The sequence below is a fragment of the Novipirellula sp. genome, assembly GCF_041583735.1.
GTDB lineage: Bacteria > Planctomycetota > Planctomycetia > Pirellulales > Pirellulaceae > Novipirellula.
Genome location: NZ_JBFHFD010000407.1, coordinates 1 through 8,010 on the forward strand (window position 1 = coordinate 1; position 8,010 = coordinate 8,010).

Below are 8,010 nucleotides of genomic sequence, written 5' to 3' on the forward strand. Positions count from 1 at the left end.
GATGGGCAACACAAACGCGGCCCAGTGCAGGAGCCGCGTGCGTGTGTGATCGCGGCGCAACCATCCACTGGTGATCAGCGGCGGAACACACAAAACAAACGCCACCGGGCCTTTCGTCAATACGCCCAGTGCACATGCCACTGCGGAAATCATCCACCAGCCCCAGCGATGTTCCGTTTCGCGGACCGCGATGTAGCCAGTCAAGAAACAAGCGGTCACGAAGAATGCCAACAACGAATCGAGAATCAAAAACCGTCCCGCGATCACAAAACCGCCACATAACACGAGTGAGACGCAACCCAACCATGCGGCGCGGCTACCGAGGATGCGTCGCCCCAGCAGATAGGTAACCAACACCGTTGCGATCGACGCCAGTACCGAGGGCAACCGCGCCGACGATTCCTTGTTTCCAAGGCAGTGCAAACTTGCCGCGGTCAACCAATACATCAACGGCGGTTTATCCAAATATGCTTGGCCATCGAGCGTCGGCGTCACCCAGTCACGAGAATCATTCATCTCGATCGCGATTTGCGCGTAACGAGTCTCGTCGGGATCGATCAACGGATAGGACAGATTCGGCAACAACACGACACAGCACGCCAGCGTCAGGATCAACGTGGCGATCATTTCTTGTCGCAGTGTCCATTGGCGGACCGACGTCACGTGATCCTTGGTGACGACGGGAAACTGCGTCTCATTCCACCACGCTCGCATTTTGCTTTTAATTCTCTTAACCATGATTCCTAAACCGGCGAATAAATCGTTTTACGCATCATCACGATGCTCAGCAGGACAAAAATAGCATTCGCGATCCAAACGCCACACGCGGCGATTCGGCCATCTTTGGCCATATCAAGCGTTAACACAAAAAGGGACAGGCCAAACATCACCAAAATATCGCGTGCAATACCACGCTGGATCCTCGTCAACATGGATCTTCCTCGCGGACTGAAGCGGCGAACGTGCGTCGCTCTAATTGTTCTAATCTCTCGATCATCGCGCCACCGAACCACGCTTGGGTGGGACTCGTTTGGCGATCGCGGTCGGATTGACGACCTCGATCACCTGAGCCTGACCTCGATTGCCCAGTCGTCTGACCCGAATTCCAGCGGGAAAGTACTGTTCGACTTGTTCGCTAGGAATTCGCTTTTCCACCACCAACACAGTCCGTTCATTTGCCGACACGAGTGATCGCAATTGAGGGTCATCCAGTCCGCCAAAATTGCCAACGTCCGATCGATCTAAGTAGAACGGTACGGCCGAAAACTCGTGAGCCACCGTGGCAATCGCAGGATCTGGCTTTGAAGCAATCTGCTCTGCCAGCGGAGACGCATCGTCAAACAAGGTTTCGCCTTGGCTGTACGTCGGCACGCAATGGTGCATCACCATAAGCGCCAGCAGCGATGCAGTGCCCATCGATGCTGGCCAAGCATCTCGCGTGTCGTCACGTTTACCGAATAACATGAACAACGAACCGCCCAACAACGCAGTCCAGAGCGTCGCCCACGCATAGATCAAGGCCGAGGCATCACCTACATAAACCGCGATGTAAGCGAAAAACGCAATGCCAACGCCGCATGTGGTCACCGTCGCCGTTCGGGGCGACCAGAACTGAGCGAACCAAAACGAAGCCTTGTCTGCAGATCCATCCAGCACGTAATCCAAGTAATGCCCAACCATCAACGCAAACGCCGGAGCGGCCGGTAACAAGTAAGTTGGCAGCTTGCATCGCGACAGCGAAAAGAAGACAAAACACCAAACGCTCCACAACAACAAGTAACCGACCACCGCCGGCCGCTGGTAGCGAGAATCGCCCGACTGGCGAAACAGGAAATGTGCGTAGGGAACCGCCAAAAACGACCACGGATGACCCGCGATCAACAAAACCGGAACAAAATACCAGATCGGTTGGCGATGAAATCCACCGGCAAAACGCTTCAAATAGTGAGTGTAGAAAAATTCCGTTAAAAACGAGGCGTCTTGTAACGAAACCGCGACCATCCACGGCACCGCGATCGCAAGCGTCACCCCGGCGATCATCCCGTAGTGCCAACCACGCGGCTTGGCGTACGTATCCGACAACCATGCAAACGCAAACACCGGCGGCAGCCAAAGAACGACAGCAACCGGCCCCTTGGTCAGAAACGCCAAACCGCAGAACACCCCTGACAATAACCACCAGCTCAATTTCATTTCGCCGCTGCGAATCGCTTCGTACGCAGTGAATAGCGACAGCGAAACAAATAACGCCATCACGCCGTCAAGCAGCAAATAGCGACTCGTGAATGCGAATCCTGCAGACAATAACAATACGACGCCGCTGAGTAATCCAATTCGCTTGCCAAATACTCGAGCACCAAACCACATCGTTGACGCAATCGTTGCTAGTGCCGCCAAGGCAGGAACAAGCCTTGCCGCGGTTTCCGTGACCCCAAAGATCTTGAAGCTGATGGCACACAACCAATACACGAGCGGCGGTTTGTCGTAGTAGGTGTGGAAGTTCAACTGTGGTAAAACCCAGTTGCCGGTCGCGATCATCTCACGTGGAATCTCGGCATACCGAGTTTCATCGCGATCAATCAGCGGATAACCGAGATTTGTTAGCATGAAGACCGCAGCGATAAACATCAGTGCGACGCTCGCCAAAACGTAGCGTCGATCCTGCACCGTGGCCGCCTGCGATGGGTGGGTCCGGTTCACCGAGACAGCCGAATTGTCACGAACAGGGAACTGTACTACGTTCCACCAAAATCTCGCCAGACTGCAGAGAACCTTGGGGATATGCGAGATCGAAACGGTGCTTGTGCCGTCGGTTCGCGGACGATGCGACACGCCCACTTCGACAATTTTGTAACCAGCTTGTTTTGCACGCGTTAGGATTTCGGAATTGACGAGGAACCCGCCGCCCGAAATCTCGAGCTTCCGAACCACTTCGCGATGAAACATTTTCAGCGCACAATCGACGTCTCGCACTTCGGTCTGCAATAGGATCCGTACCATCTGGTTGTAGACGCGTGAATAAAGACACCTCAGCGGCGTGTCTTTGCGATCGATTCGGTACCCACACACGATGTCGTAGCGATCGGCAAGCAGCACAAAACGATCCAACTCCGTCAGATCGAATTGACAGTCGGCATCCGTAAAGACGACCAAGTCTTTTCTCGCCGCGGCAAAACCACTGCGAATCGAGGCCCCGTATCCTTGGTTCAGATAGTGCGGAACCAGACGCACGTGGGGATTCGATTTCGCTGCTTGCTCGACGAGCTCTCCCGTGCCATCGGTGCTGCCATCGTCGACAACAATGATTTCATAATCGTGGGTCAATTGACGTAATGCCGAATCGGCTTCGTCAATCGCTCGGCGAATCACTTCACTCTCGTTCCACGCTGGCAATATGAGCGAGAGCGTGGGGGCGGCCCCCGACCGATCCTTGGCGTACATCCTTGCACTTTCAAATGAGGAGTCTTTTGCTGATTCGCGAAGGATAATTGCAAAGCGAAATCCGCAACAACCCCAACTCCTAGCTCTTTCGTAGTTAAACAGCGAAAACCCTAGTAGTTAAAGAAAAGCAGGCAGGAAACGCTAGCAAACACGGCTAATTTGCGAGGCGGCATCGCGATTTTCGTTCACAATTAAAACGAGATAGCTCGAGCTGATTAAGAATTCAACGAGGCACAACATGCTCACGACGCGATTTAGCCCCCATCCGCGTCCGACGCTCGCCCCGCCGCCCAGCAACGAAACAGGCCAATCCGCTCGGTGTATTGGTGCAACCGATCGCACCGTCTGACTCGAAGCGGTGCGTAGGTACGACGCAATTAGCGGACGAGATCCATCGAGAACAGAGCATGCAAGAAAGATGGCCCCCGCACTCCATTGACTTCCGCTACATTGATGATGCTTATTCCTCGGTCGGCATCGACAACGCCCCAACTCAACCGATGATGTGAGTTCGGTCCAGGGTTTGTCGTCGCAATCCTTTTCCCCCCCAGGAACGCCCATCATGTCGAGTCAATTTCCTGTATCCAATCCCGGTCCTTATCAACCTCCGGGGCAAGGAGGATTTCAACCTCCGCCGCCGGCATCGCATCCACTCAAGATCCCTGCGATCATCTTGATCGTTTTGTCGAGTCTTTGGTTGCTGTATGGCATTGTCAATTTCATCTATTCGATGATGACCGGGATGCCGCCGAATTTGGGCAATCAAGGTAATGCCGCTGCGCAACAATTAGGTTTCTATGCGGCCATAATAATGTTGCCGATCATCAATCTTGGCGTGCTATTGGGCAGTATTATGATGCTCAAACGAAAAGCCTATCCGCTTGCCATGGCGGGAGCGTTTCTGGCACTGGTTCCGATCTGTGGCCCCTGTTTTGTCCTGGGTATCCCGTTTGGTATTTGGTGTTTGGTTCTACTGTTTCAAGCCGACGTCAAAAATTCATTTAGCTAAGAACCAGCTTTACCACGCTCAGGTTATTCTTGAACGAGATCTAACTTACGCCACGAGGACACTTTTACACTTTTATATCATCGCGCCCCACAACGAATCGGCTAGTAGCGTAAAGTGGTGAGCAGATCGGAACAAAGTCAGGCACGTCCTCCCAATGGCAGACATCTTTCGTGTTTTACTTCCTGCGGAGAGGTACAGCACGTTAGATGAATCAAATTAACCGGATGAGCCCTGGACCACTTACAAGGCGACGACTCTTTCTCAATCCGCTTCCTGCTTCAATTTGCGGTAAATCGTTTTGCGATCCAGCCCCAGGATCCGCGCCGCCTGAGTCTGGTTGCCTCCGACAGCGTCCATGACATGGTTGATGTACCGCCGCTGAATCTCTTCCATCGAAACCAATTCGGCAGGGTCAAAGCCACCAAAAATCAAAGTGCCTCCCTTGAAATTCCGGATTTTCTCCGGAAGATCTTCGACGGTAACCTTGTCGTAGCGGGTCAACGCAATCGCTCGTTCCATCACGTTACGCAGCTCACGCACGTTACCTGGCCACGAATAGCTGAGCAGTTTTTCGGCGACGCCTTCGGCCAATCCATCGACCGGTTTGTTTTCGCTCTTCGCAAATCGCTGGCGAAAATGTTCGGCCAATCGCAAGACGTCGGCACCACGCGAGCGCAGCGGTGGCAATTCGATTCCAATCACATTGATTCGGTAAAACAAATCTTCGCGAAAACGTCCTTCGTCCACCGCCGTTTCCAGGTCCCGATTTGTCGCGGTCAACACTCGCACGTCAAACGACATCTCTTTGTCGCTTCCAACCGGTCGTACTTTGCGTTCTTCCAGTGCTCGCAATAGTTTGACCTGCATGGTCATTGGCATCTCGCCCATCTCGTCAAGCAGCAACGTCCCGCCATTCGCTTCCAAAAACAAACCACGCCGTTCGCCACGTGCATCGGTAAACGCTCCCTTGACATGCCCGAACAACTCGCTTTCCAGCAACGTTTCGGTCAGTGCCGCGCAGTTCACCGCGACAAACGGCTTGTTCGATCGGCGACTATTCGCGTGAATCGACCGAGCCACCAATTCTTTTCCGGTACCACTTTCGCCGGTGATCAATACCGCCGCATCGGAACTGGCGACCTGGTGCAAATGATCGTACAACGATTGCATCGCGGGGCTTTGCCCGAGCACTTCGCCAAACGAAGTCGCTTGGTTTTGCGATGATTCGAGTAATCGAACTTGTTCCGATAACCGTCGATGCTCGATCGCGCGTTTGATCGAAAGCGACAACAAGTCCATTTCGATCGGCTTGGTGATAAAGTCGTAAGCTCCGCTGCGCATTGCCGCGATCGCGGTTTCGAGTGTTCCAAACGCAGTCATCACGATCACGGGAATGTCCGGACGAAGCTGAGTCAGTTGTTCGCACAACTGCAAGCCCGTGGTTCCTGGCATGCGAACGTCCGTCAGCACAACGTCGTAATCGCGTTTGTGAATCGCCTCGATCGCTTCGCTCGCCGAAGTGAACCAGTCGCTTTGCATCCCCCGAAGACGCAGATCGGTTTGAATCAGCTCGCACATATTACGCTCGTCATCCACAATCAGGACGCGAGTCGAATCACTGGGGTCTGTCATCATTCCCTACTTCGTTCGAGTAACCAAACGTCATGTTCCTCAAGCAATCGTAATGAATCTTGCCAAAGATCTAGCATCTTGGAAGGATTCACCACGATTGCTCAACAGTTGGTTTTCAGCAAAACCACTAGGGGTACTTGTGACGCGGAAAACATACGCGAAACGTGGTTCCTTGGCCTTGTTTGCTGTCCACCGTGATATCGCCACCGTGTTCACGCACGATACCATAGGCAATCGACAACCCAAGTCCCGTCCCTTCGCCTACGTCTTTGGTTGTATAAAAAGGTTCAAACACTTGGTTCAGATTTTCGGCTCGGATGCCCACGCCGGTGTCTCGCACATCGACCCACACTCGGTCAGTATCATCGTCGCGGCCGAGTGATACGGTCACCGTACCGCCATCGGGCATCGCGGCGATCGCATTGCTGATCAAATTCGTCAAGACTTGTTGGACCTGCGCGGCATCTCCATCGATTTCCATCAGCGTGTCGGTCGACTCAAACACGAGCTCAGAGTCTGATTTGCGGACCAAAGGACGCATCAAATCGCAGGTCCGCGAGACAATCTCGCGAAGCTCGATCACGCCATGTGGTGACGGCGTTTGTCGAGCAAAATCGAGCAATTGGCGAATGATCGTGGTCATCCGTTCCGATTCGCTCTTGATCGTCTGCGCGCTTGACGCGACTTCCTCGGGCGACAACTTTCCGCTGGCGATTAATCCCGCACGTCCTGACACCACGTTCAGTGGCGTCCCCAATTCATGTGCCACCCCGGCCGCCAGCGTCCCGATCGTTCCCAAACGATCCGTATGCCGGATCGTATCCCGCTGTGCACTCAGCCGATGACTCATCTGGCTGATCGCGACCGCCAACCGTCCCAGTTCATCGTGGCAGGTCAATGCAGGCGGTTGATCAAGTTTGCCTTCGCCGATTCGGTTGACCTGTTCAATCAGTTTGTCTAGTGGCTTGCCGACCAATTGAACGCCGCCCCAATAAATCACCAGTGCGGACAATCCAGCAACTCCCAACAGCGATAGTAGTGAGGCATACAGAGAATCACGAACTAGCGAATCCGAAGCGCTCAACGGATGCGCGACTTCGACCACCCCCGATTTTTTACCATCCACGTTTAATGGAACGTAGGAATACGCAGTCCGTGTCCCCGTGGCATCGGTGACCGAAACGCTGGACATCGAACGGGCCACTGTCTTCTGCTCCCCCGTCTTCTGCTCACCCGACGGAACCTCTTGACCGTCGATCCAGCGCATACGTGGTCCATCGCGTTGTTCCATCGTCACTTCGACGGCTTGCCGAAACGTCACTCGTGAAGGGGTGCCAGCCACCGAATCGATTGCCGACTGATAGACATCGACTAACTGGTGCGCGTGAGCTTCACGCTGCTCTTGCTCCCACGCATGTTGACGCTGAATCGTTTGCCAAGCGAACAACGAAACGACGGCGAATACTCCGACTAAGAAAATCAGAATTAGCTTTGCTGCTAGTTTCATAAGAGGTTTCCGAAAAACAAAAGCGACCAACGTCGATTGTAGGTCAGACGTTGGTCGCCGTCATTAGCACAGGCTTCCCCCCTGTATATGGGATAGGCTGTTTGCCTGTCATTAGACCGCAGTTACCACTGAAACAGTGTCGTTGATCGCTCCGCGATCAGAACGAAGCATCGCGGATCGTTTCACGATGCACGGTGTCCCGAACGTTGCTTAGTTCTGCACCACTACAAATCGCGAACCCTGCTCGCTTCGAACCAACAACAGCACCGAACCATCGGAATCTTCGGCAATCCGCCGCTCGAATTCGCCAGGATTCGACACGTCATGTCGATTCACTTGCACAATCACCATTCCTGGTTCCAATCCCGATTCCGCCGCGGCACTGCCTTCCTGCACACGCGTGATGACGACTCCCGTTTGC

At 53.7% G+C, this 8,010-nt stretch carries 7 protein-coding genes; 1 reads left to right on the top strand and 6 read right to left on the bottom strand.

Annotated features, from left to right (window positions below; translation table 11 throughout):
* The 3 genes from ABX962_RS24080 to ABX962_RS24090 all read right to left on the bottom strand — a co-directional run.
* A partial coding sequence (locus ABX962_RS24080; RefSeq protein ID WP_372723040.1) for an ArnT family glycosyltransferase occupies positions 1–738 on the bottom strand: 738 nt, incomplete at its 3' end.
* A 5-nt stretch (positions 739–743) separates the two neighbouring features.
* A complete protein-coding gene (locus ABX962_RS24085; RefSeq protein ID WP_372723042.1) occupies positions 744–932 on the bottom strand; it encodes a hypothetical protein in 189 nt (62 codons plus the stop codon).
* A 61-nt stretch (positions 933–993) separates the two neighbouring features.
* A complete protein-coding gene (locus tag ABX962_RS24090) occupies positions 994–3,441 on the bottom strand; it encodes a glycosyltransferase (RefSeq protein WP_372723044.1) in 2,448 nt (815 codons plus the stop codon).
* 562 nt (positions 3,442–4,003) lie between these two features.
* Here ABX962_RS24090 and ABX962_RS24095 point away from each other — a divergent pair.
* On the top strand, positions 4,004–4,450 hold the full coding sequence (locus tag ABX962_RS24095; RefSeq protein ID WP_372723046.1) for a hypothetical protein: 447 nt from the start codon (positions 4,004–4,006) through the stop codon (positions 4,448–4,450).
* A 261-nt stretch (positions 4,451–4,711) separates the two neighbouring features.
* Here the strand turns inward: ABX962_RS24095 and ABX962_RS24100 are convergent, their stop codons facing one another.
* From ABX962_RS24100 to ABX962_RS24110, 3 genes are all read right to left on the bottom strand, one after another.
* Positions 4,712–6,085, bottom strand: a complete 1,374-nt coding sequence (locus ABX962_RS24100; RefSeq protein ID WP_372723048.1) for a sigma-54-dependent transcriptional regulator — start codon at positions 6,083–6,085, stop codon at positions 4,712–4,714.
* A gap of 124 nt (positions 6,086–6,209) precedes the next feature.
* Positions 6,210–7,589, bottom strand: a complete 1,380-nt coding sequence (locus ABX962_RS24105) for a sensor histidine kinase (RefSeq protein WP_372723050.1) — start codon at positions 7,587–7,589, stop codon at positions 6,210–6,212.
* A gap of 210 nt (positions 7,590–7,799) precedes the next feature.
* Positions 7,800–8,010: PDZ domain-containing protein (locus ABX962_RS24110; RefSeq protein WP_372723051.1), on the bottom strand; the 211-nt coding region annotated here is incomplete at its 5' end.